Annotated in this window: 17 protein-coding genes and 2 pseudogenes; 5 read left to right on the top strand and 14 right to left on the bottom strand. The window is 66.1% G+C overall.

What is annotated here, in order from left to right:
• Positions 1–69: 69 nt before the first annotated feature.
• Positions 70–1380: an MFS transporter gene (locus BPODLACK_RS02805; RefSeq protein ID WP_159404667.1), complete on the top strand. Its 1311-nt coding sequence runs from the start codon at positions 70–72 to the stop codon at positions 1378–1380.
• A gap of 275 nt (positions 1381–1655) precedes the next feature.
• On the opposite strand, the gene BPODLACK_RS02810 is transcribed toward BPODLACK_RS02805, so the two are convergent.
• The 4 genes and pseudogenes from BPODLACK_RS02810 to BPODLACK_RS02825 all read right to left on the bottom strand — a co-directional run bounded on the left by BPODLACK_RS02810 (position 1656) and on the right by BPODLACK_RS02825 (position 3975).
• Complete coding sequence (locus BPODLACK_RS02810; RefSeq protein WP_159404668.1) at positions 1656–1844, bottom strand: hypothetical protein; 189 nt, start codon at positions 1842–1844, stop codon at positions 1656–1658.
• 109 nt (positions 1845–1953) lie between these two features.
• Positions 1954–2156 (bottom strand): annotated as a pseudogene (locus BPODLACK_RS02815) (wax ester/triacylglycerol synthase domain-containing protein); the annotation flags it as partial.
• An 81-nt stretch (positions 2157–2237) separates the two neighbouring features.
• A complete protein-coding gene (locus BPODLACK_RS02820; RefSeq protein ID WP_159404669.1) occupies positions 2238–3203 on the bottom strand; it encodes a spirocyclase AveC family protein in 966 nt (321 codons plus the stop codon).
• 214 nt (positions 3204–3417) lie between these two features.
• Complete coding sequence (locus BPODLACK_RS02825) at positions 3418–3975, bottom strand: TetR/AcrR family transcriptional regulator (RefSeq protein WP_159404670.1); 558 nt, start codon at positions 3973–3975, stop codon at positions 3418–3420.
• A gap of 157 nt (positions 3976–4132) precedes the next feature.
• Here BPODLACK_RS02825 and BPODLACK_RS02830 point away from each other — a divergent pair, with 157 nt between their 5' ends.
• Positions 4133–5461 carry a DoxX family protein gene (locus tag BPODLACK_RS02830; protein ID WP_159404671.1) on the top strand — a complete coding sequence of 443 codons (1329 nt, stop codon included), beginning with the start codon at positions 4133–4135 and terminating at the stop codon, positions 5459–5461.
• Positions 5462–5470: 9 nt separating this feature from the next.
• Here the strand turns inward: BPODLACK_RS02830 and BPODLACK_RS02835 are convergent, their stop codons facing one another.
• The 4 genes from BPODLACK_RS02835 to BPODLACK_RS02850 all read right to left on the bottom strand — a co-directional run bounded on the left by BPODLACK_RS02835 (position 5471) and on the right by BPODLACK_RS02850 (position 11010).
• On the bottom strand, positions 5471–5671 hold the full coding sequence (locus BPODLACK_RS02835) for a hypothetical protein (protein WP_159404709.1): 201 nt from the start codon (positions 5669–5671) through the stop codon (positions 5471–5473).
• Between the two features lie 97 nt (positions 5672–5768).
• On the bottom strand, positions 5769–7223 hold the full coding sequence (locus BPODLACK_RS02840; protein WP_159404672.1) for a wax ester/triacylglycerol synthase domain-containing protein: 1455 nt from the start codon (positions 7221–7223) through the stop codon (positions 5769–5771).
• A complete protein-coding gene (locus tag BPODLACK_RS02845; RefSeq protein ID WP_024499118.1) occupies positions 7220–8710 on the bottom strand; it encodes an HAD-IB family hydrolase in 1491 nt (496 codons plus the stop codon). The genes BPODLACK_RS02840 and BPODLACK_RS02845 overlap by 4 nt, the downstream gene beginning before the upstream one ends.
• Complete coding sequence (locus BPODLACK_RS02850; protein ID WP_159404710.1) at positions 8710–11010, bottom strand: glycerol-3-phosphate 1-O-acyltransferase; 2301 nt, start codon at positions 11008–11010, stop codon at positions 8710–8712. The genes BPODLACK_RS02845 and BPODLACK_RS02850 overlap by 1 nt, the downstream gene beginning before the upstream one ends.
• 243 nt (positions 11011–11253) lie before the next feature.
• Here BPODLACK_RS02850 and BPODLACK_RS02855 point away from each other — a divergent pair, with 243 nt between their 5' ends.
• Entirely contained in the window at positions 11254–11895 is a 642-nt protein-coding gene (locus BPODLACK_RS02855; RefSeq protein WP_024499120.1) for a trypsin-like serine protease, read from the top strand.
• 25 nt (positions 11896–11920) lie between these two features.
• Here BPODLACK_RS02855 and BPODLACK_RS02860 read toward each other — a convergent pair whose 3' ends face one another.
• Both BPODLACK_RS02860 and BPODLACK_RS02865 read right to left on the bottom strand, forming a co-directional pair.
• Positions 11921–12688: an oxygenase MpaB family protein gene (locus BPODLACK_RS02860; RefSeq protein WP_024499121.1), complete on the bottom strand. Its 768-nt coding sequence runs from the start codon at positions 12686–12688 to the stop codon at positions 11921–11923.
• A 157-nt stretch (positions 12689–12845) separates the two neighbouring features.
• A complete protein-coding gene (locus tag BPODLACK_RS02865; protein ID WP_004020476.1) occupies positions 12846–13049 on the bottom strand; it encodes a cold-shock protein in 204 nt (67 codons plus the stop codon).
• A 275-nt stretch (positions 13050–13324) separates the two neighbouring features.
• Between BPODLACK_RS02865 and BPODLACK_RS02870 the strand changes: the two are divergent.
• Both BPODLACK_RS02870 and BPODLACK_RS02875 read left to right on the top strand, forming a co-directional pair.
• A pseudogene (locus BPODLACK_RS02870) lies at positions 13325–13869 on the top strand (molybdopterin dinucleotide binding domain-containing protein); the annotation flags it as partial.
• Positions 13870–14193: 324 nt separating this feature from the next.
• Positions 14194–15027, top strand: coding sequence for an aldo/keto reductase (locus BPODLACK_RS02875; RefSeq protein WP_024499123.1), 834 nt, complete (start codon positions 14194–14196; stop codon positions 15025–15027).
• 73 nt (positions 15028–15100) lie between these two features.
• Here BPODLACK_RS02875 and BPODLACK_RS02880 read toward each other — a convergent pair whose 3' ends face one another.
• The 4 genes from BPODLACK_RS02880 to BPODLACK_RS02895 all read right to left on the bottom strand — a co-directional run bounded on the left by BPODLACK_RS02880 (position 15101) and on the right by BPODLACK_RS02895 (position 19964).
• Positions 15101–15874, bottom strand: a complete 774-nt coding sequence (locus BPODLACK_RS02880) for a class I SAM-dependent methyltransferase (protein ID WP_024499124.1) — start codon at positions 15872–15874, stop codon at positions 15101–15103.
• A 138-nt stretch (positions 15875–16012) separates the two neighbouring features.
• The gene (locus tag BPODLACK_RS02885; protein ID WP_024499125.1) at positions 16013–17428 is read right to left on the bottom strand and encodes a xylulokinase; all 1416 of its coding nucleotides are present in this window, start codon (positions 17426–17428) and stop codon (positions 16013–16015) included.
• A complete protein-coding gene (locus BPODLACK_RS02890) occupies positions 17425–18900 on the bottom strand; it encodes a mannitol dehydrogenase family protein (RefSeq protein ID WP_159404673.1) in 1476 nt (491 codons plus the stop codon). Before BPODLACK_RS02890 ends, BPODLACK_RS02885 begins: the two co-directional genes overlap by 4 nt.
• A complete protein-coding gene (locus BPODLACK_RS02895) occupies positions 18897–19964 on the bottom strand; it encodes an NAD(P)-dependent alcohol dehydrogenase (protein ID WP_051995445.1) in 1068 nt (355 codons plus the stop codon). Before BPODLACK_RS02895 ends, BPODLACK_RS02890 begins: the two co-directional genes overlap by 4 nt.
• Positions 19965–20074: the final 110 nt, after the last annotated feature.

Below are 20074 nucleotides of genomic sequence, written 5' to 3' on the forward strand. Positions count from 1 at the left end.
CCTACCCCCGACAATGGGTTAGGTGAACGAAGGATTCTTGTCCGCCCGATCGGTCTCCGGCCCCCGACGATGACCGCACCCTCGCGCTCGACCCAGGCGATGGCCATTTGGCTGGTGGGTCTCACGGTCTACTTCGTCGCGGTCCTGCAGCGGTCCTCGCTCGCTGTGGCCGGTTTGCTGGCGGCGGAACGCTTCGACATCACCGCGTCGCAGCTGTCGACCTTCGTCGTGTTGCAGCTGCTGGTCTATGCCCTGATGCAGGTTCCGGTGGGACTTCTGGTCGATCGGTTCGGGCCGCGTCGTGTATTGCTTACCGGCACACTGATTCTCACGGTAGCGCAGTTCAGCTTCGCCTTCGCCGACACCTATCCGTGGGCTCTGTCGTCCCGGTTCTTCGTCGGGATCGGCGACGCGATGACCTTCGTGTGTGTCCTGCGATTGGTCACCACCTGGTTCCCGGTCCGTCGAATACCGTTGATGACGCAGCTCACCGGGGTGCTCGGTCAGCTGGGCGCTGTGGCGGCAGCGATCCCGATGACGTGGGCGTTGTCCGGCTGGGGATGGACCCGCGCGTATATCGCCACCGCGGGGCTCGGCGTGGTGTTGCTGCTGGCCACCCTGCTGGTGGTCCGAGATTCTGCGGAGGCCCGCTCGGTGTCGGGACCGATGCTCGGATTGGCGGGTATCCGGCAGAGCCTGGGTGAGTCGTGGTCTCATCCCGGCACTCGTCTGGGCTTCTGGATGCATTTCTCCACTCCGTTCAGCACCAACGTCCTCGGTCTCCTGTGGGGCTATCCCTTCTTCGTGGAGGGCCAGGACCTGAGCGCCGGCGCGGCCGGGCTCCTGCTCACGATCATGGTGTTGGCCATCATGGGCTTCGGGCCGGTGTTCGCGTGGCTGATCACCCGCTCGCCGTGGCACCGGTCGACGTTGGTTCTGCTGGTGATCGCGAGCATCGCGACCGCCTGGGCAGTGGTGCTGGCGTGGCCGGGTCAGGCACCCTTCTGGGTCCTCGTCGTCTTGGTGGTGGTCTGCGGGATGGGCGGTCCCGCGTCGATGGTCGGCTTCGATCTCGGCCGCACATCCAACCCGGCTTCGCGCACCAGTACCGCCACCGGGATCATCAATCAGGCCGGCTTTGTGGCCACCCTCGTCACCGCGGGTCTGATCGGTCTCATCCTCGACTGGCGCACCCCGGATGGCGTCGAAGGTTATCCCGCCGAAGCCTTCACCTGGGCGATGGCCGCCCAGTTCCTGCTCTGGGGACTCGGCGCGGCACAGATCTGGCGCTACCGCCGTAAAGGACGTGCACGCTTGTTGCGCGACGACCCCGAGCAGTGGTCACGCCAGTCCGGCCGCCCGGTTCCGGGACGCCGGTGAGGCGGATTGGGCATGATGCCCGGGCGCGAACATCGTCGTCACGGTCGCCGGCGAGTGTCGATGACGGGGACCGTCGTTCCGCTCCGGATGGTGTCATCGCCGGTGGCGATGGTCAGCCCGCGGCGGGTGGCTTGGGCGACGATCATGCGGTCGAACGGGTCGGATGGTCCCAGGCGAGCTGGTATCGGTTTCCCCAGGCGTCGAGCTCGTCGTCGGGGAGTGGACGGTCGAAATCGTCGGACCAGTCGAACTAGTCCGAATGGCCTGTACCCACTTCAACTCAGCAGTACCCACACGAACCGCAGCACGACGGCACTGATCCCGAAGATCGCGACGCCGACCATCCACCGGCGGGCACCACGAGCGGCTGCCGACGGATCGCGTCCTCGGCGCGGGTAGGTGTAGGCAGCCATGAGTGCGCACACCGACGCGATCACTCCGGTCGCGAGGACCAGCGTCAACATCACCGCATTCACGAGCTCGGCCCATCGTCGTCACACACCCAGACGTCGCTTCGACGATGCGACCTCGATCGAAGTCGCATCGTCGAAATGAGGTGTACCGGTTGGCGCCTCACACCACTCGCTTCAACTCCCCGGGGGTCTGGTCGTATCGGCGGCCAGTGCCGGCACCTCACGGAAGCCGGCGACCAGGCAGTCGGCGAACAACTCCTGATTTGTCACCGCGGCACCGTCGGAATTGATTCCGAGGCAGGCGGTTCCGTTGTGCGTGATCATCGTGGCCATCATCGCGCAGCCGGGGAGCGGGCCGAACGGAACAGCCGGATAGTCGACTGTCAGACGCGGCCATGTGCAGCTGAACGTGAGAACCTACGCTGACGCGCCGTACCCGGCGCCTCAGCGCGATGGCTCGGCCGGCGTCGTGGTCGACCAGAACGGGACGCACTTGGGGTTGTCGCCGAGCCCGCACATGTCGTTCTCGATGTAACTCGGCACGGTGGGCTGGGTGGTGTCGGCGTGCTGGTTGACCACGTTGTACCCGAGGAAGAAGACCAGCATCGCGATGTTGAACACGGCGCCGAGCGAGAGCACGCGGAGGAATGTGCGTCCCCTGCGAATCTTGAGTCGATCGAGGCCGCGGTCGGTGATCATGCGTCCGCGCGAGTCTCGGAAGCAGTAGATCAACGCGCTCAATCCGACCATGCCGCAACCCCATACGAGTCCCTCGTACAGCGGGAACTGGTAATCGGTACCCGGGAAGAGTGAGATGCTGCCGCCGACCCACACGTAGCGGTCCACGCCTTGCAGGAGTGTGATCAGCTCGCCGATGACGTCCTGGGCGAACATCAGCACCATCACGAAGGCGATCAGTCCGGCCCGATTGATCCGGGGCACATGCCTGCGCACCCATTTCAGGTACGCGTCGACTCCCATCATGTTCAGCGGCACGAAGAACAGATAGATCCCGACCCACCAGAAGATGGGCTGGGGATTCACGCCGCCGTTGTCGACCCAACCCGGGATGAACTCAGCCCAGGTGCCGAAGTTGGGGAAGTGCGAGTTGTAGGAGTAGACCGGACGAAGAGCGTTGACCAGCGGGTCCTGCCAGGCAGTGAGCATCCACGCCATCGCCACGATCGCCACCGGCGGAAGCTCGCCGTCGCGGATGCGTTTTCGCACGATCCACGTGACGAACACGATGCTGCCGACGATGCTCAGCCCGTCCCAGAGGTAGATCCACACCATGTTGGTGCCGTCGTCGGTACCGGGCATGACGCGTTGGAAGCTGTCCGACGTCACCCACCGGCCGAAGATGTAGAGCTCCAGAACGAGGAAGACCGCGCCGAGCCTGGCGAGCCACACGACAGCAGGCGAGTCTGGGCCCACACGGCCGAGCCGACCGCCGAACGGCAGTTCTGTCCGGTCTTCAACGGTATCGGGGGAATCCTTCGTAGTCATGGATCGGCCGGTCCCTCCTGGCGGCTGCCGCTCACGGAGCGAGCGGAACATACACACCTGTATGTTGGGAGCGACGGTACATTCAGTTAGCTCTTTGCGTCAATGCCCCAACCGGCTTTTAGGAGGGGCCGCCTTGGCGGAGTGCTCGTGCGAGCTCTGAATACATTGCGCGCATCTCGCTCTGATCGAGCGGCTGCCGGGTTACCTGGATCCCCGCCAGGGCGGCGATCGCGATGGCGGCGAACGCCGCGGCCTGTGTCTCCGGTATGCCGTGGCGTTGCAGCGACGCTGCCAGTCCCTGTCGGCGCAGTTCATCCACTCGACGCTGCGCTGTCGCCACCCGTGGCTCCACGGTGGCCCAGGCGCGCAACGCCGCCTCGGCCGCATGTGGCAACCCGATCGCCAGGTTGGCCTGCTCGTCGATCTGTGACCACAGATCGGGCGCTTCGGGCCGCGCGATCAGGTCGCGGCTGTAGCGCTCTTCCCAGTAGTCCAAGAACTTGGCCACGAAGTCGTCGAAGTTCTTGAAGTGGTGGTAGAAAGAGCCGCGGGTGGCGCCGAGACGCTCACACAATCCGGCGGCGGTCAGTGTGGGGAAGCCGGAGTCCTCCAGCACCCGCATCGCCTCATCGAAATAATCGCCGGCCGACAGTCGACGGGATGCGGAGTCGGTCACGGGTGCCCTCGGTTTGCCATGGGCGCCATGCTATCCGTCATATCCGAGGTCGTGGTCAACCCCGAGTCACCCCGGAGGTGAGGCCGCCCGAAAGCAGGGGGCGGACTCGGTCTCTTCACTGATGTGCGCGACACCCTCGTCCCCTTAGCGTCGCGGTATGACTGTGATCGACACGGCCCCGAGCGCGAAGGACTCCACCAACGAACCCCCGATCCCGTCCGGCGACTGGAGTCCGGCGAAGAAGGTGCTGTTCCGGTTCACCTTCACTTACACGGCGCTGTTCTGCCTGACGTTCGCACAGATCACCTTCGTGTTCCTCGGCCCGGCGGGGAGCCTCCTGCCGGACAGCGCGATCCTGTGGCAACTGAAAGCGCTCGCGCCCGCCCTGGAGTGGCTGGGCCGCAACGTCTTCGGTGTCGACGCGATCCTCGATGTGCATTCCGGGAGCGGAGACCAGATGGCGATCTGGATCTACTTGTTCCTCATGGTGGTGGTCGCCCTTGTCGTCGCCGCGCTGTGGTCGATTCTGGATCGTCGACGTCCCGGCTACGCACGGCTGTGGACCTGGACGGCGCTGTTCCTGCGGCTCGCACTCGGGGGGCAGATGCTGTTCTACGGTTTCGCCAAGCTCATCCCGTCGCAGATGGGTCCGCCTCCGCTCGCGGCACTGCTCGAACCGTTCGGAGACTTCAGCCCGGCGTCGGTGCTGTGGCTACAGGTCGGGAGTTCGCCGGTCTACGAGATGCTGCTCGGCAGTGTCGAGGTACTCGGTGGCCTCCTGTTGTTCTGGACCCGGACGGCCACACTCGGGGCGATCATCAGTCTCATCGCAATGGTCCAGGTGTTCATCCTCAACATGACCTTCGACGTCCCGGTCAAGATCCTGTCCTTCCACCTGGTGGTCTTCTCGCTCATCCTGTTGGCGCCGAATGTGCGGAACCTGCTGGAGCTGTTCGTATTCGGACAAGCAACGAAGCCGCTGACTCCGACTGCACTGTTCAGGCGCACCAGTTTCAACAGGTGGGCCGTGGGAATGCAGGTGGTGCTGGGCGTCTGGGTTGCGATCGGCGCAGCTCAGATCAGTTGGACCGGGTACCAGGAATACGGTGCCGGGGCACCGAAACCGGAACTGTACGGCATCTGGTCGGTCCAGGACTTCCGCGTGGACGGAACTCTGCGTCCCCCGCTCACGACCGACGAGAAGCGCTGGCAACGAATCATTTTCGACATTGGCGGAGCGACGACCTTGCAGATGATGGACGGTGCGCTGGTGCCGGTGCCGGCCGACATCGCCGACGAGACACTGCAGATGCAACAGCCGCTCGCCTCGCTGGTCATCGAGCGCCCCGACGACGACACCCTGGTGCTGTCCGGCGAGGTCGACGCAACTCCGACCTCGATCGTCGCGCACCGTATGGACCACGACGCGTTGACGCTACGGAGTCGTGGGTTCAACTGGGTGCAAGAGGCGCCGTTCTTCCGGTGAGGTTCACATTCAGAGCATCAACAACCACACGAACCGCAGCACGATGGCGCTGATCCCGAAGATCGCGGTGGCGACCAGCCATCGGCGGGCACCGCGATCGGCGGTCAGCGGATCGCGCCCTCGGCGCAGGTAGATGAAGGCCGCCATGATCGCGCACGCCGATGCGATCACCCCGGTGGCGAGGACGAGGATCAGCATCACCGTGTTCATCAGCGCGCCCCATCGTCGCCACACTGCCAGAGCTCATTTCGACGTTGCGACCTCGATCGAAGTCGCAGCGTCGAAATGAGGTCTGTGAGTTGGAGTCTCACACCACGCGCTTCAGTTCCCCGGGCACCGCGTCGTCGTCCGCCGCCAGTGCGAGCACCTCGCCGAATCCGGCGACCAGGCAGTCGGCGAAGAGTTCCTGATCCGTCACCGCGGCACCGTCGGAGTTGATTCCGAGGCAGGCGATTCCGTTGTGGGTGATCATGGTGGCCATCATGGCGCAGCCCGGGAGCGGGCCGAACGGGAACATGCGCTCGACCTTCGCACCGGCGACGTAGGTGTCCCAGGGGATTCCGGGGACGTTGCTGGCCTGCAGGTCGTTCTGGCTCGTCGTGCCACTGAAGCGCATGAGAACCGTGCCGGGTAGCCACGCCATCACCGATCCGAGGGTGTTGAAGATGTCGACCGCCGGTTCATGACGGGCCTGACGCACCTGCTCGCGGATGGTGAGCACGCGCTCGAAGGGGTCGGCGATACCGACCGGCGCGGCCAGGCGGCCCACCGCGATCCGGTTTCCGCCCGCGGGATCTTCGGGACGCCGCACCGAGATGGGAATCGCCACCGGCATCGTGTCCACAGGTGAACCCATCTTCTCGTGGTAGAGCCGGAACCCGCCGATGAGCCCGGCGAGGTAGACGTCGTTGACCGACGAGCGGGCAGCCGTCGCGGCCGCCTTCAAGTCCGGAAACGGCACCTCGAAGGCGCTGAACCGCCACGACAGACTGCGGTGAGCCAACAGCGGTGATCCGGGCGGGCTCACCAGACCGGCGACCCTCGGGACCGAACGGCCATAGCGCAGAGCGGTGCTCAGCGCCTGACGCGGATTCGCCAGCGCGCGTACGCCGCGGAAGGTGGTGTCGATGCGATGCGGGACCCGTCGGACCTCCTCGGCGATCTGCCGTTGGAGCAGATCGAGCGGCGTGATGTTCACCGGGTCGGGACTCGGGGGCTGCGGTTTCTTCGGATTGTGTTCACGCGTCGGCGAATGCAGTTGCGCCAGGCCGATGATCGCGCCCAGACCGTCGGTGAGTGCATGGTGTGCCTTCAGGAAGTACGCGGCCCTGCCGTCGGGCAACCCCTCGATCAGCGTGCCCTCCCACGGCGGACGGGCGGCGTCGAGTGCGGTCATCGCGAGCTGTTCGCAGGTGGTCAGCAGTTCCCGCATGCTGCCGTCGCCGCCCAGCCGGATTCGACGCAGGTGGTAGTGCAGGTCGAAGTCGGGATCGACCGCCCAACTGGGTGTTCCGGTGCCGAAGGGGGAGTCGACGACCCGCTGACGGAAGCGCGGAGCCATCCGACTCGCCCACTCGTGGGCGGCGACCAGGCGATCCCAGTCCGGGTCGCAGTCGTAGATCTCCAGCATGCAGATCGTGCCGCGCATACGACGGTCGGTGTCACCGCGCCACATGATGGTGTCCACCGAACTCATGTGGGGGTCGCTTGCCCAGTCGAGGGGCCGGTCCAGGCCCTCTGCCAGATCGGGGTCGTCGCTCATCGGTCTTCCTCCGGTTGTCTGCGCAGCGACTCCACCGAGTCGTCGACGAACGACTCCAGCGGCCAGTCGGCGAGCGCCGTGATATACATCTGCCGCACCTCCTCGGCGCGGGTACCGATCTCGTCGGCGGTCCACTCGCTGGTGTCGACGGGTGGCAGGACCATCACCTCGACGGTCCCCGGTCTGATGAGTTGCGCACCGCGCCACATCAATTCACCGGTGTTGCGCAACACCACCGGGACGATCGGCACGCCGGCCTGCATGGCGATGTGGAACGGGCCCTTCTTGAATCTCCCGATCCGCGGGGTCGGTGACCGGGTGCCCTCCGGCGCGACGATCAGCGACATGCCGTCATCGCGCAGTGCCTTCACGGCCGGTGCCAGTTGTTCGATGGCCTTGCCCCGGTTGGTGCGGTCGATGAAGACCAGTCCCGCCTGGCGCAGGATCTCGCCGAGGACCGGTACCCGCTGCACCTCCTTCTTGGCCACGCCGGTCGCATCCGACCGGACCAGGTTGATCATGACCGGGAGGTCCAGCTTCGACTGGTGATTGAACAGGAAGACGCACGGCCGGTCCGAGAACAGGTATTCGCCACCGTCGAGCACCTGGACATGAACGCCGGCCAAGGATAATCCGACGTCGTTACCGGTGGGGAGCGCTTTGACGAGGGCGTGCGGATCGCGGCGTACCACCCCCGCGGCCGCGCCCACGGCGGCCGCGCCGACGAACGACGCGTAGAACGCACCGGTCCGGGCCAGCATCCCCAAGCGGTTGTACGTGGGGTTCTTCAGATCGATGATCGGCCAACCGCGGGACTCCGCCTCGGCGCGCAGGATTCGGCGCGGCGATACGGCCGCCGGATTTCCCACGGACTCGAGGTAGGGGATGTCTTCGTTGCCGTCGCTGTAGGCAAAGGACGCGTCGAGATCGATGCCGTTCGCGCGCGCCAACTCTCGGACAGCCGCCGCCTTGCCCGGTCCCCACAGCGGACGTCCCTTGACGTTTCCGGTGACCACGCCGTCGACGACCTCCACGTCGGTGGCGAGTGCGAAGTCCGCCCCGATCTCGCGGGCGATCGGCTCGATCTGGAATCGCGTGGCCGACGACGCGATCACGATGGTGTGCCCCATCTCCCGATGGGCACGCAAGATCTGCCACATCTGGGGACGTAGCTTGGCCGCGGTCTCGTACTTGAAGAGGTGCTCGCCGAAGGCGATCAGCTCCGCATATGTCTTACCCGCGAACGTCGGCCTCGTGGCCGCGAGAACCTCGGCGTAGTCCTGCTCCGACACGACGCCGCGCAGACCGATCAACAGGAAGTCGGCGAGTTCCCCGAACCCGAACTCCATACTGCGCAACCGCGCCCGCATGATCGCGGCAGCGGAGAAACCCTCGATCAGCGTGCCGTCGTAGTCGAAGAGCGCGGCGACCTTCTTCCCCGTCGGCGCGGAACGGATCGCCCGCATGCGATCGGTGAAGGCGCTCATCACTCCTCCTCCCGCACGCCGACCGGCTGTAGGTCCTCGATCGCCGCGATACGTGCCAGGCGATCCCGCATCAGTTCGACCTCGTCGAGCCAGTCCTGGCGGGCGGCCCGCAGATCCACGACCTCCTCGCCGTGGATCAGACCGCGGTTGTCGGCGAGGCGGTAGGCCCCGTCGTAGAGATCCTTGGACACCGAGTCCTTGCTACGAAGAACGGCCTGCAGTGCCAGTTGCCGTCCGAGGCCCAGGCAGTCGGCGATCAGGACATCCTTCTCCTCGGCGGTGTTGCCCAGCTCCACCAGCTTGGTCGCGACCACCAGCTGGGCGTCGAAGAACGGTTGCAGCGTGCGCCGCGCGAGAAGTGCTCCGGTGTGACCGTGCAGCACCTCGTAGGTCCATTCCTGGCTGGGGGTGACCGCACGCCAGCCGGGAGCCAGGAGATCGAGTTCGATACCGAGGCGATGGAGGAACTCGGTCTTGGGCGGGAAGAAGAACTCGAACTTGAGGAGATCCCGGATACGGAGGGCCTCGCGCTGGGCCGCGGTCAGAAGATTCTCATCCGGAGCCGGCGGGGAACCGACGTGGTTGCTCCGAATCGGCGTGCTCCCGGCCTTCACCTCGCCCTCGGCCAGTGCGAGCAACCCCATCTCGACGATCGCGCGGTCGACGAAATGGTGCAGCGCGCCGTTGCGGTAGTAGGCGGCGACGGCCCGATTCTCGGGAACCACCGACCAGACCTGTTCGGAACCACCGTCGTAACAGGTCACCACGCCGTTCCCGGCCAGCACTCGCAGAGTTCGCACGAGCCCGACGCCGCGGCACAGCGCGGGATCGGGGCCGGGCAGTCCGCGACGTTCGATGTAGTCGAGCAGGGGAGCGAGTACGGCCTCGATCTCGGGGAGGGTGTACGCGCGATCCCGTGCGCCGAGTGCTGCGAAGCCGACCAGGGAGGTCGCCGTGATCGGCGTGGCCGCGTTGATCTCGTCCATCACACGGAAGGCGACCTTCTCCAGACGTGCCGGCCCTTCACCCGCTTCGTCCAGCGCCTCCCGCAGCGAGATCGGTGTGCCGAAACGGACTCGCGCGTCGCCGAGGTAGCTGCGCTGCGCCTTGGCATAGCGCAGCAGCCAGCCGACGCCCTCGGGTTTCTTGACCCCGCCCGCGTCCTCCGCGGCAATCGCGCCGACCTCCTGCAGCTGGTCGTAGACGATCGACGTCGGCACGATCGACACATCGACGCCGTCGAGCTGCCCCACCGCGTCGACGACGTAGTTCAGGAGCCCGAGCATCGGCTTGCGCAGCTTTCCCGTTCGGCTGCGACCACCCTCGATGTACCACTCCAGGTTGAACCGCTTCTCGATGATGTAGGCCAGATAGGACCGCATCGCGAATTTGTAGACCGGGTCCGAACCGAACTTGCGGCGGATGAAGATCATCCCCGCGCGACGGGCGATCGGTCCCACCGGCCAGAACGACAAGTTGTTGCCCCCGAGTACGAGATTCGGTGGAAAGTCGTTGTTACGCAGAACCTTCGCCAGCACCAATGGGTCGACGTAGGAACGGTGAGAGGGCAGGAAGATCAGGCCGGTCGACTTGTTCAGCGTCCGTAGCGAATTCAGGGTGTCGACGTCGACCGTGACGTTCCACGCGCGTTCGTGGAGCCTGTTGAACGTCGCGGAGAAGATGTCGTCCATCAGCCTGCTCTGGGTGGCGACGAAACCCGAGAGCTTGTCGATCGCCTCGGAGACCACCGCATCGGTCGGTCGGCCCAGTTCGGCGGCGAGCTTGGCCGCCCCGCTCTGGAACCGCGCCGAGCTGCTGATCTGTTCGGCCACCAGCCGGGGGACCTTGTATCGGTCGCCGACGATCTGACGTTCCGCACGTTCGGCCGACACCGATGCCTGGAGTCGGACGAACTGGTCGAAAGGCTCACCCTCGGCCTGGTCGCGAGCTTGCCGTTCGCGGAGTTCGGCGATCGTGGCCGGTTCCCCCGCCACCACGCGCAGGGCGTCCGGACGGCGCCTGCGGATGATGGGCTGCATGAGTCCGAGGGGGCGCCGGGGATTCGACAGCACCAGCACGTCGCCGAGCGTGACCCGCCGCTCACCCTGGCGGACCGCAGGCAGCCAGACCGGCCGGACGGGTACGAGCAGCGTGCTGGGCGAGAGTGCATCGAAGTCGACGTCGGCACCTTGACGGATCTCGGCATCCGGGTAGGCCTTCGCCGCCCAATCGGTGACCGCTCGCATCTCGCACGACGTGCGGGCCTTCGTCAGGACCAGAACGGGATCGGACATCTGCATCACCCTCACGTCTCATCGTCGACACCGCGCCGGTTTGCTTCATGCCCCGGTGTCTCGCACGTCCCGTCGTCCCCACAGGGGGATAGCCGCCGGGCGAACCGGCCGCATACCTCATTGTGACGTGGCCTACATCGGGCGGTGCGGGTTTCGGCGACCGCGACAGGCGGCGGCAGCAGTCGCGACGGGGTCGCGCCGCCCGTCGCCGGCACGGTTAGGCTGTTCACGCTGCCTGGGGAGGGAAACATGAGGATTCGGTTGCGCGTGTTGCTGGCGTTGGGGGCATCGACGGCGCTGTTCGCAGCGCCCGCTGTCGTGGCGGATGCCGCGGTGCTCACCGTGAGGTCGGGGATGGCGGTCAGCATCGACGACACCTTGGTCACAGCGAACAGTTGCACTCTCGGCGCGGTGATCTCTCGAACGAAGGCGCTGACCGCGGGGCACTGCGGCGACGTCGGTAGGCCGGTGTACGACCAGAAGGGACACCGAATCGGGACGATCACCGCCAACCGCATCGCGCGACAACTCGACATCGCGGTGATCCGCCTGGCGCCGCGTGTGTCTGCCCGGATCGACACGGTGAACTGGGATGCGAAGTTCCACCGGGGTCAACTGGTCTGGAAGTCGGGGATCACCACGGGCTACGGAACGGGCAAGGTCACCGACCCAGCCGAGGTGCTGCGCACTTCGCACGGCGTCTCACTCACGCCGCCGTTCCTGACGAGCCACGACTCGTATTCGATTCAGACGAGTCTTCGGTCGGAGTCGGGAGACAGTGGTGCTGGTGTTCGGAACAGTCGTGGGCAGGTCGTCGGAATACTGTCGTCCGCAACCATCGAGGGAACCGTCGTCGTCCCCGTGTCACGGTTGCCGCGCGCGCTGCGGTAGGAGAAGACGCAGATCCCAGGTGCTCTCAGCGGGTCCGCCGCGCGGCGAGGACCTTCTCGCGGACCTCGACGGGCCAGATGTTCCGCGCTGGTGCGACGGCATCCACCGCTGAGAGGATCGTCGCGGTGCGCGCCAGCGACCGCCGATCGGCCGCCGATACGGTTATCCCGAGATGCGTTGCCGCCACTGGATGTTGGATCGCACGGACCGCCCCGGAGGGGAGGTTGCGAAACAGCCAGTAGTCCGGGCGGAGGAGCTGTGTGCGGTACCAGCCCATGCCGGGGTCGGGGTCCAGCTGAGTGGCGAGAGCGTCGTCGAAGTACTCGTCGAACTCGTGCAGCGTCGCCGGCATCGCGCGCGCCGAGATGCCGAGGCGCCCGTACCATTCGCAGGTCTCGGCATACAGCTTCTCGCGGTCGTCGGCTCCGAGTCCGCCGAAGAACACGTCCACACAGGTGAACAGGGCGTCGACATAGGTGGCATGCTCGAAGAAGAAGACGTCGGGGTTGAGTGCGTGATACCTCTGCCCATCAGGTCGGTGGCCGTGAAAGTGGTCGTGGCTGTAGCGGATCAGGCGTACGGCGTCGAAGTCGTCTTCGTAGGCGGACCTGACGATGCATGGCGCGGTCCGCTTCTTGTGGATGAACACGCGGTTGGAGACCATCGAGAACTCGTGGGTGGCGGATGCGATCGAGGGATGGAGCATCTGCAACGACACCGCGCGGCAGATCGACATCACGAATCGGCGGTCACCGGCATAGCGCCACAGAAGCGAGTGTTCGTCGAGTGTCATGATCGCCATCCTTCGTCCGGCACATCCCCCAAATCTGGAAACGGAGGTTATCAGATATCGGGAGCGCCATCGACGGCGGTGGTGATCATGTCCCGGAAACGACGAAACGCCCCATCTGACCGGAGTCGGATGAGGCGCTTCGTGAAGTCAGGTGTGCTTAGAGCGCGCTGACGTTGGTTGCCTGGGGGCCCTTGGCTCCCTGCTCGACGTCGAATTCGACGCGCTGGTTCTCCTCGAGGTTGCGGAAGCCGCTACCGGTGATGGAGGAGTAGTGGACGAAGACATCTGCGCCCTGGTCGTCGGGTGCGATGAAGCCGAAGCCCTTTTCGCCGTTGAACCACTTGACGGTTCCCTGTGCCATACTGCTGTACTTCTTTCTTCAGTTCAGCAGCCACCAAAACTGATGACCGCTCGACAAGTGTGGCACAGAAAATGTGTCCTGGGAAACGGTGGGTGCGAATTTCCACAAAACAGGTGCACAATGGCGGTTTTGCGGGTCGCGTCAGTCCGTCTGCTTCGGCAAACGGATGACGGTGGTGGGTTGGCTTGGTTCCACCGGTGTTCGGCGCGTCGGGGGTTACTGATGGTCGAACGGCCGGGTGTGGTCGAGGTCGATCTGCCGGGCCGCCGCGCTGCATCCGGGGAAAGGTGCAGCACAGTTCGCCCGGCGTGTGTCCCGTGCGCGGGCACTCCAACGTGCAGGGCGACCGGACGGTGGCTATCTGGGAGAAGATGCCGGACGCCTTCCTCGATGCGCTCGACACCGAGTTCGGCATCCGCTCACCCCGCCGTCACGGACTCGACGCCGTCGACTCGATCCGGGGCATACGAGACGGGCGCGCCGCGCTCGTCCTGCCGTCGCTGGACCGCACGGACCGAGACGTGCGGAAAGGGCAGCGCCAGCTGGTCCCCGTCGAGCATTCGATGTCGGTGGTCCGTCTGGCCTGAAACCCGACCTCAACGCTCGGGTACGGCAACCCGACGGGTTCGTCCTTCCCGCACCCCGTGATGAGCACCGGTTCGAAACCGCAAGCGGCAAAGCGCGGTTCGCGGTGAACGAGCTGCAGTGGGTACCGGTCCCCGAAGGACGACCGGTCCTTCAGACCATGCGCAGCCACGACCAGTACAACACCACGATCTGCGGACTGTCCGACAGGTATCGGTGCGTGGACGGTGGACGGTGGACGGCGCGCGCTCTTCATCAACGCCGCGCTCGTGCCTCTCGACCACGTCGCCATCGACTCGAACACCCCCGCCTCCAAGGCGGTCCGATCTGACCGGCAATCGAACAGAGGTCGCCACGCACCTGGGTCGTCGATCCGTCATCGCAGACCGAGCAGCTCGAGGCTTGCTCAGCAGGTCAGGCCATGTGCAGGAATATCCCCGGTCCGGGCGTGCCTTGAACCGAACACGGTCGTGCATCCCTCGGGCTCGGTTGCGCCATCATCGGCGACCCGGTGCCGAGGTACGCCCTCGTCTCGCCGCAACGAAAGGACAGATCGCGTATGACAGTCCCGAACATCACACTCAACAACGGCATCACCATTCCGCAGTTGGGCTTCGGCGTCTTCCAGGTTCCGCCGGAGGACACGCGGGCGGCGACGCTGACGGCCTTCGAGGTCGGCTACCGCCACATCGACACCGCCGAGATGTACGGCAACGAGAAGGGCGTCGGTGAAGCGCTGCGCGATTCCGGCCTCTCCCGTGACGAAGTCTTCATCACCAGCAAGCTCAACAACGGATTCCACGACTTCGACGACGCGCTCAAGGCGCTCGACAAGACGAACGCCGACCTCGGGATCGACCAGGTGGATCTGTTCCTGATCCACTGGCCGCTGCCGGAGGTGGGCGACTACGTCCAGACGTGGAAGGCCCTGGAGAAGGCCTACGCCGACGGCAAGGCCCGTGCCATCGGCGTCTCGAACTTCCAGCAGGCGCACCTGCAGCGTCTGTTCGACGAGGCCGACGTGGTTCCTGCGGTGAACCAGATCGAGGTGCATCCATATCTGTCGCAGAACCCGTTGCGTGTCTTCAACTTCGAGCACGGCATCGCCACCGAGGCGTGGTCGCCGATCGCGCAGGGCAAGGTCGTCGACGACCCGGTCATCGCGAAGATCGCGGAGGCCAAGGGACGCTCGGCCGCCCAGGTCACGTTGCGGTGGCACATCCAGCGCGGCGACATCGTCTTCCCCAAGTCGGTGACGCGCTCCCGCGTCGAGGAGAACTTCGCGCTCTTCGACTTCGAGCTGTCCGAAGACGAGGTCTCGGCCATCGACGCCCTCAACGCCGATGCCCGTATCGGTCCCGATCCGGATACGTTCAACTACGTGCCGGAGTGACCGTCGCGCCCCTCGTCAGGGCAACCGGTCAGCAATGGGTATCGCTGAGCGAAACCCATTGCTGACCGGCCGATCAGGGAACCCGGAGCGATGCCCGCAGCTGGCCGAAGCGGAACAGCGCGGGTTCCCCGACCACCGACTGGTATCGGTCGACCACGGCGGCGACGAACGCATCGATCTCCGTGTCGGGTAGTCGGCTGGTCCAGTCGGAGGCGCCCACCGCGAACCAGGCGCGAAAATCGTCGACCGAATCGAATTGCCAGGACAGGTCTTTCACCGTCAGGTCGTCGACGGTGAACCCGGCCGCCTCGGCGAGGTGGCCGAAATGGGCCGGTTCGACGTGAACGTACGGTGCGCGGAATCCGTCGAAAGCGGGGGCCCAGCGCGAATCGGTCGCGACCTGCATCGCCACGTCCTCGATGCTCGGGCGCTCGGTCGCGCAGACCATCTGCAGCACCGCGCGTCCGCCGTCGACGAGACTTCTCCCGATCTGTCGCAGCGCCTCCCGCTGATCGTGGACCCAGTGGAGGGCGTTGAAGGAGACCGCGATGTCGAAGTCGTGGTCGAACGGCAGCGCCAGCACGTCGTCGACGTGGAACTGGACGCGCAGCATGTCGAACGGCACCCGGGCCGAGGCACGGTCGATCATCCGGTGCGAGGCGTCGACCCCCACCACCGAGCCGTCGGGCAACCGTTCGGCCAGCAGCATCGTGATGAAGCCGTCCCCACATCCGACGTCGAGGAGTCGCTCGTCACCTGCGAGCGCGAGGCCGGTGATCGACTCCTCGGCCACCATCCGCTGCAGGCCGCTCACCTCCGCGTACCGTTCACCGTCCCAGTCGACCATCGCATCTCCCGTCGTCGAGCATCGGCGTTCATGGTCCACCGCCGACCGCGCCGGGACATGGCATTCGCAACATCCGTGTGCTCCTGCGTGCAGGTTTCCATCCCGCGCGACCGCTTTCCAGCCGCTGATCGGATCCGATCAGCGCGAAGGAGACACTCCGGCGGGAACAACGCCGGCAACCGTGTCCGCGATCTCGCGATAACGGTCGTACACCTCAGGACTGGCTGGAGCGGTGAGGGTTTCGCGGGGTACGTCCCATTCGGGCAGCTCGCCGGTGAGGGCCCAGGCCGCCTGACGCGCGGCGCCGAGCGCGACGTGCTCCCCCTCAGAGGGGACCTCGACCTCGCCGCCGAAGAGCGCCGGCGCGATGGTCCGTACCGCAGCCGATTTCGCGCCACCACCGGTGAGTAGGACACGGTCGACGTGCACTCCTTGCTCCTCGATCTTCTCCCGGCAATACACCAGGGACGAGACCAGCCCCTCGATCGCGGCGCGGGCGATCGACGCGGAGGTGAAGTTGCCGGCCGTGATGCCCGTCAGGGTCCCGCTGGCGTCCGGGAGGTTGGGGGAGCGTTCGCCCGCGAACCATGGCACCATCGTCAGCCCTCCGGCGCCCGGTTCTGCCGAGATCGCCAGTCGCGCGAACTCGTCGAGGTCCACGCCGAGCATCTTCGCAGTCGACGCCAGAACCGGCGCACCGTTGAGCGTGCAGACCAGCGGCAGGTGCCGGCCGGTCGCGTCGGCGAAACCGGCGACCAAGCCGGCAGGGTCGCTGGGGGCGGTGTCCGAGACGGCGCAGACGACGCCCGACGTCCCCAGAGATGCCACCGCATCTCCCCCTCGGGCATGGAGTCCGAGGGCTGCGGCTGCGTTGTCACCGGCGCCCGCGCCGACGACCACGCCGGAGGGAGTGGTTCCCGCCCGGTCGCCCGGTCCGACGACGCCCGGCAGAGCCGGACGACGGCCATGGAAAGCCAACTCCAGCAGATCTTTGCGATACTCGCCGGATGCCGCGTCGAAGTATCCGGTTCCCGACGCGTCGCTGCGATCGGTGGTCAGCCGGGCGATGTCGGTACAGCCGCGCAGACGCCAGGTGAGCCAATCGTGTGGAAGGCACACGGCGGCCGTGGCATCGGCGTTCTCGGGCTCGTTGTCGGCGAGCCAGCGGAGTTTGGCCGCGGTGATCGCGGCGACGGGGACGACGCCCACCGCCTCCGCCCACGCTGCCGGGCCGTCGAGGTCGTCAACGAGGTCGGCGGCGCTGGACGACGATCGAATATCATTCCACAGCAGGGCATCTCGTACCACCTGTCCGGAGCTGTCCAGGCACACCATCCCGTGCTGCTGTCCCGCGACCGACACCGCGGACACGCCGTCGAATCCGCCGGCTGCGGAAACGGCCGCGCACAGTGCATCCCACCAATGATCGGGGTGCACCTCGGTTCCGGGCGGGTGCGGTGCACTCGCCGACCGGATGACCGCACCGGTGCGTGCGTCACAGATGACGACCTTGCACGACTGGGTGGACGAATCGATCCCGGCGACCAGGGTCATGAGAGCAGCTCGGTGAGTGTGGCGCGGGCACCCTTGGTGCGCATGGATTCCAGTGCGGACAGATAGGGCGTCGTGAACAGTTCCTCGTCGGCGAGGGTGCCGAAGAGGTCGCTGTCGGCGACGAACGCCAACGGGTCGGTGCGCGATCGCCTGGCCCGCGGAACAAGCTCCGCAGCAAGGGGATCGACGACGTCGATCGGTGCACCCTGTTCGTCGACGCCCTCGGCGTACCGGGTCCAGCTCGCGACGACCGCCGCTGCCAGTTCGCTGCGCTGGCCGGCCGCCAGGCGCTCCCGGATCACCGGCAGCAACCACTTCGGGATCCGATCCGATGAGTCTTGGCACAGCCGGGCGATCGTGTCGGCGATCGCCGGGTTGGCGAAGCGCTCGAGCAGGGTGTCGATGTAGGCCTCGACGTCGACGCCGGGCAGTTCCTGCAGGGTCGTCTTGCCCTCTTCGGTCATATAGCGGCGCAGCAGGTTACGGATGTCGTCGTCCGACGCGGCGTCGTGGACGTAGCGGTAGCCGAGTAGATGACCGAAGTAGCAGAGCGCCTGGTGTCCGGCGTTGAGCAACCGCAGTTTCATCAGCTCGTAGGGAGTGACGTCGTCGACGACCTGCACCCCCACCGTCTCGAGGGCGGGGCGTCCCATCGAGAAGTCGTCTTCAAGGACCCATTGGGTGAAGGGTTCGGCGACCACCGGCCACGCGTCGACGATCCCGGTACGTGTGGCGACCTCGGCGGCGAGACCGGAAGGTGTTGCGGGAGTGATGCGGTCGACCATCGAGTTGGGGAAGCAGGTGTTGAGCTCGATCCAACCGGCGAGATCCTGATCGCGGAGCCGTGCATACGCGAGGAACGTCGACCGTGCCATGTGCCCGTTGCCCTGGATGTTGTCGCAGGACATCACGGTGAACGAGGGGACACCACGTTCGCGACGCCGGGCGAGTGCCTCGGTGACGAGACCGAACACCGTGCGCGGAGGTGCTGAACCTTCGAGGTCAGCGACGATGTCAGGGTTCGTGGCGTCGAACTCGCCGGTCGAGGGGGAGAAGTTGTACCCACCCTCGGTGACGGTCAGTGACACGATCCGGGTCGACGGATCGCTGAGGCGTTCCAGAACCTTCTCGGGATCGTCGGGGGCGTAAAGGTATTCGACGATCGAGCCGATCACCGACGTCTGGATGTCACCGTGTGGATGTTTCAGTGTGAGCGTGAACAGGCCGTCCTGCGGGACGAGTGCATCGCGCATGGCGGCATCCGCCGGACGGACCCCGACACCACAGATTCCCCACACCGCGGCAGCGGGATCAGATGCCAGCAGTCGGTCGAGGTACATGGCCTGGTGGGCACGGTGGAAAGCGCCGACACCGAAGTGCACGATGCCCGGGGTGACAGCCGGGCGGTCGTACGCAGGGACCTCGGCGTTCTGGATCCGGGTCAGCGTGTCGGCCTTCAGCGGGATGCTCATCGGCGAGCCTCTCCTGTCTGTACAGATCCGGGGTGGGCGGATCCGGGATGATCGATGTTCTGCCACTGCGAGATACCGGGATAGACGACGGCCTTGATGTTCCCGGGCCGGAGGTCGGCGTTGAGTGCGTCGGTCAGTTCGTCGAGGCCGAACCGTGCGGTGACCATGGCGTCGAGGTCCACCGCGCCGGTGCGGACGAGTGCCAGGGCGGTCGGCCAGGTGTTGGAGTACCGGAAGACGCCGGTCACGACGAGCTCGCGGTTCTGGATGAGCGTCACGGGTAGTTCCATCGTGTCGGAGCCCATCCCGACGAGGACGACGTGTCCGGCGGGGCGTACCCGGGCCATGCCGTCACGAACGGCTGCCCCGACACCGCTCGCGTCGACGAAGGCGTCGACCGGGTCGATGTCCTCACCGGGTGCGATCGCGTCGGTCGCACCGAACTCCGTCGCCCGCGCACGGCGCTGCTCGTCGGGTTCGCTCACCACGATGCGTGCCAGGCCCGATGCCCGCGCGACCTGGGCGATCAGCAACCCGATGGGCCCGGCGCCGGCGATGAGGACGGAGTCACCGGCCGCGACGTCCGCCTTGCGCAGTGCGGCGATTCCCACGGAGAGCGGCTCGAACAGTGCCGCGGCCTCGTCGGAGACCTCCGGCGGAACCGGGTGTGCGAAGTCGGCTCCGATGGTGACGTATTCGGCGAAGGCGCCGTCGATCGGCGGCGTTGCGTAGAACTCCATATGCGGGCACAGGTGATAGTCCCCGCGCTTTGTCTCGGCGGTCCTCGGGTCGGGTCGTTGCGGCTCGATCGACACGCGTTCGCCGATCCGGCCAGGGCTGACACCGTCGCCCACCGCCACGATCACGCCGGATGCCTCATGGCCGAGAACGAGCGGGTCGCGCACGACGTGGTCCCCGATGCGTCCATGTCTCAGGTAGTGGGTGTCGGAGCCGCAGACGCCGACCGCCCGCACTGCCACGAGCACGTCCCCGGGCGCCGGATGCGGCGACCGGCGGGTCTCGGTGCCGACCGACAGATCCGGGTGGAGAACGCCGGCCCGCATCACCTCGTTGGTGCCCGGGACGTTCGTATCGGTTGTTGCGTGGGTCACACATCGGATGCTAGCTTATTGAGCACATTCACCGCCAGTGAGCATCTGCTCACAGAGAACGG

It is taken from the genome of Gordonia sp. YY1 (assembly GCF_009872315.1).
Taxonomy (GTDB): Bacteria; Actinomycetota; Actinomycetes; order Mycobacteriales; family Mycobacteriaceae; genus Gordonia; species Gordonia amicalis.